The following is a 3562-nucleotide window of genomic DNA, read 5'->3' as shown; positions in this document are numbered from 1 at the left end:
CCACCCCTCCCGCGCGAGCAGCTCCACGCACTCGGCCAGCGGCAGCACCCCCGCCCCGAGCGGCAGCGGCGCCGTGTCGTCCGCGGACGCGATGTCCTTGACCTGGATGTACCCGAGGAACGGGGACAGCGAGGCGAAGCTCGTCACCGGCTGCTCACCGCCCAGCCAGGTGTGCATGACGTCCCACAGCGCACCCGCCTGCCGGTGCCCGACCAGGCCGAGCACCCGGGTCGCGTCGGCACCGGTGCGGTGCGAGTCGTGGGTCTCCAGCAGGATCCGCACGTCGAGGTCGGCGGCGTACTCGGCCGCCGTGCCCAGCCGTCGCGCGGCCGTCGCGTCGGCCTCCTCGGGGTCCTGGTCCTCCCCGGCGCCGGGGAAGACCCGCACGTAGGGGGCGCCCAGGTCCCGCGCCAGGTCGAGGAGTTCGCGGATCTCGGCGATCACCGGCGCGTCGTCACCGGGCGCCGCCACGCGCGTGTACCCGGCCAGCCCGAGGATCTCGACGCCCGCCGTCTTGAACTCGGCGGCCACGTCGGCCCGCTCGGTGTGACCGAGACCGGTGTGCACGGGCTCCTCGGGGTGCGTGCGCAACTCGACGCCGTGGTAGCCGTGGGCGGTGGCGAGCCGCACCACGTCGGCGATCGGGAGGCCGGGTACACCGAGGGTGGAGAAGGCCAGTTTCACGGGAGGGCACCTTCGCTGTCGCTGTCGAGTTCCGGGCGCTGACGCTGCCGGCCGCTCCGGGGCGGCGGACAGGGCATGAAACGGACCCTACCCACGGCTCGCGTTCTCTCACTTCCCGGCTTCCGGCTGCCGGTCCTCGGCGCGGTGCGGGTCCAGGCCCAGGTCCAGGCGCCAGTCCTGCCCGACGAGGTCGGCGCCGAAGGAGCGGTGCGGCTCCTCGGAGACGAGGGAGAACCCGTGGCGCAGGTAGAGGCGGCGGGCGGCGGACAGCACGTCGTTCGTCCACAGGACCAGCTCCCGGTAGCCGGCCTCCCGGGCGAAGGCGACGCAGGCGCCCACCAGCCGGTCGCCGACGCCGAGCCCGCGCGCGTCCGGCTCGACGAGCAGCAGCCGCAGCCGCGCGGTGCCGGGCGCCTTGTCCCGTACGCACATCACGCTGCCCACCGGACGGCCGTCCAGCTCGGCGATCCACACCCGTTCCAGGTGCGGGTCGTGGTCCTCGGCGAAGTCGGCGACGATCCGGGCGACCAGGCCCTCGTAGTCGCTGTTCCAGCCGTACTCGGCGGTGTAGAGCGAGGCGTTGCGCTGCACGATCCACCCGAGGTCGCCGGGTCCGGGACCGCGCAGCACCACGTCCTCGCGGCGCGGCGCCCGGCGCCGTCCGTCGGAGAGGATCTCGCGGATCTCCCGCATGGCCGCCGCCAGCCGGGACCGGTCCCCGGGCGGCACGGTGGACAGCAGCGAGCCGATCGCCTCGCGCGACCGCTCGTCCAGCAGGTCGGCGGCGGCCCGGCCGCGGGCCGTGAGCGTCACCCGGCGGCGCCGGGTGTCCTTCTCCGACGGCGCCAGCTCGACCAGGCCGTCCTTCTCGAACCCGGCCAGCATCCGGCTCAGGTAGCCGGAGTCGAGGCGCAGTGCGGTCCGTAGGTCGGCGGCGTCGGTACGGGGGGAGTGGGCGAGCTCGTACAGCACGCGGGACTCGGTGAGCGTGTACGGGGCGTGCAGGCTGCGGCTGTAGTCCAGCGCGCCGATCAGATTCGTGTAGAAGCGGTTGAAGGCGCGGATCTCCTGGACGGTCATGACACGTGACACCTGCCTCCTGGATTGCTGACTCAGTCAGAGATTAGGGTACCCGTGGCGGGATGGGTAGCCTGCGCGGGTGCTGCAGTACGACGATCTGACGCCTCCGGAACGCGCCGTCTGGGACGCCTTCCCCGCGGGCCGCCCCGTGGACCTCCGCAGCGGGACCGACGAGGAGGACGACCCCGCCCGGGGACGGGAGTGGGGCGCGGAGCGCACGGTCCGCGCGGAGGTCCTGGTGGCCCTGCTGCTCGGGGCGAACGCCACGCAGCGCGGCGCCGTCGCCGCCCTGAGTCTCGCGGGCGCGCGGATCACCGGCCGTCTCGACCTGGCGGGCGCCGACCTCGTCCACACCGTCCACCTCGCGTCGTGCCGGCTGGACGACGCCGTGAGCGTACGCGGCAGCGCCACCCGGACGATCCGGATGACCGGCTGCCACGTGTACGACGTCGACGCGCAGATGGCGCGTATCGAGGGCCGCCTGGACCTGCGCGGGACGACCCTGCGGGGCGGCCGGCTGGCGCTCACCAACGCCCACGTCTCCGGTGAGCTGGTCCTGGACGGGACGACGCTGGACTCCGGCGGCACCTGGGCCCTGTTCGCCGGGGGACTCGTCATCGAGGGCGCGGTGTTCTGCCGCGACGGGTTCAGGGCCAGGGGCGGACTGCGGATGCTGGGCGCGCAGTTGTCCGGCGGCCTGATCATGTCCGGGGCGCGGCTGGAGAACCCGGCGGGCGAGGCGATCCTCGCCGAGCACGCCACGGCGACGGTGGTGGAGCTGACCGACGGCTTCAGCGCGACCGGCGCGGTGTGCCTGCGCGGCATGCGCGTCACCAACCGGCTCACGCTGAACGGGGCCGCCCTCGGTGGGCCGGGCGGCCTCCTGGACTGCTCCCGGACGCAGGCCGGCGAGCTCGACCTGACGCCCCGCACGGCCCCGCCCGGCGGCATCGACCTGCGCGGCGCCCGGGTCGAGGTGCTGCGGGACAACGCGGCGGCCCGGGCGGCGGCCGTACGCCTTGAAGGGCTCACGTACACGTCCCTGGAGGCGGAGGACGCCTCGCCGCGGGGACCGGTGGCGGTGGCGCGCCGGATCGCGTGGATCCGCGGCGCGCCGGGCTACAGTCCGCAGCCGTACGAGCAACTGGCGGGCTGGTACCGCCTGATCGGCCACGACGACGACGCGCGCCTGGTCCTGCTGGAGAAGCAGCGCCACCGGCGGGGCACGCTCCGGCCCCTGGCTCGGCTCTGGGGCCACGTCTTCGACGCGACGGCCGGTTACGGGTACCGCCCCTGGCGGGCCGGGGGTTGGCTCCTGCTGCTCTCCCTCGTCGGCACGCTGGTCTTCGGGGCGCACACCCCCACGGCCGACAAGAAGGGCGAGGGCCCTCCCTTCAGCCCGCTCGCCTACACCCTGGACCTGCTGATCCCGATCGGGGGCTTCGGCCAGCGGGGCGCCTGGCACTGGCAGGACGACGGACCGATGGCCCTGTCGTACGCCCTGATCGCCGCGGGCTGGCTGCTGACGACGGCGGTGGTGGCGGGCATCACCCGCTCACTGAACAAGAACTAGAGCGTTTCTTCTGGATCAGTCCCGGTCCGGGAGGGGCGAGTAACGGGTGGGCCCCGGGGTCCGTCCCTCGGGCGGGTACTCGCAGTCGAGGCTGGAGACCTCGTAGTCGTCGCCCTCGTTCTGCTCCTTGTCGATGACCACCGCCGCGGTGCAGACGCGGCCGTGCCCGTCGGTGAACGTGACGATCTCGGTGGTGTCCGTCGGCGCGCTGCATCCCGCCAGCAG

At 74.0% G+C, this 3562-nt stretch carries 4 protein-coding genes; 1 reads left to right on the top strand and 3 read right to left on the bottom strand.

Features of this window, described 5'->3' with window-relative positions:
- Both FGF04_RS38485 and FGF04_RS38480 read right to left on the bottom strand, forming a co-directional pair.
- Positions 1-684: sugar phosphate isomerase/epimerase family protein (locus tag FGF04_RS38485; RefSeq protein WP_149516038.1), on the bottom strand; the 684-nt coding region annotated here is incomplete at its 3' end.
- 108 nt (positions 685-792) lie between these two features.
- Complete coding sequence (locus FGF04_RS38480; protein ID WP_149516037.1) at positions 793-1764, bottom strand: bifunctional helix-turn-helix transcriptional regulator/GNAT family N-acetyltransferase; 972 nt, start codon at positions 1762-1764, stop codon at positions 793-795.
- Between the two features lie 79 nt (positions 1765-1843).
- Between FGF04_RS38480 and FGF04_RS38475 the strand changes: the two genes are divergently transcribed.
- The gene (locus FGF04_RS38475; protein ID WP_149516036.1) at positions 1844-3337 is read left to right on the top strand and encodes an oxidoreductase; all 1494 of its coding nucleotides are present in this window, start codon (positions 1844-1846) and stop codon (positions 3335-3337) included.
- 15 nt (positions 3338-3352) lie between these two features.
- Here FGF04_RS38475 and FGF04_RS38470 read toward each other — a convergent pair.
- A partial coding sequence (locus FGF04_RS38470) for a hypothetical protein (RefSeq protein WP_149516035.1) occupies positions 3353-3562 on the bottom strand: 210 nt, incomplete at its 5' end.

The organism is Streptomyces apricus (assembly GCF_008369065.1).
Lineage (GTDB): Bacteria > Actinomycetota > Actinomycetes > Streptomycetales > Streptomycetaceae > Streptomyces > Streptomyces apricus.
The sequence above is the reverse complement of the archived record's forward strand: the minus strand, read 5'-3'. Positions and strand labels throughout refer to the sequence as shown.

Coding starts and splice junctions, on each gene's coding strand:
- FGF04_RS38480 (WP_149516037.1), bottom strand. CDS start 1,764: ATGACCGTCCAGGAGATCCGCGCCTTCAACCGCTTCTACACGAATCTG.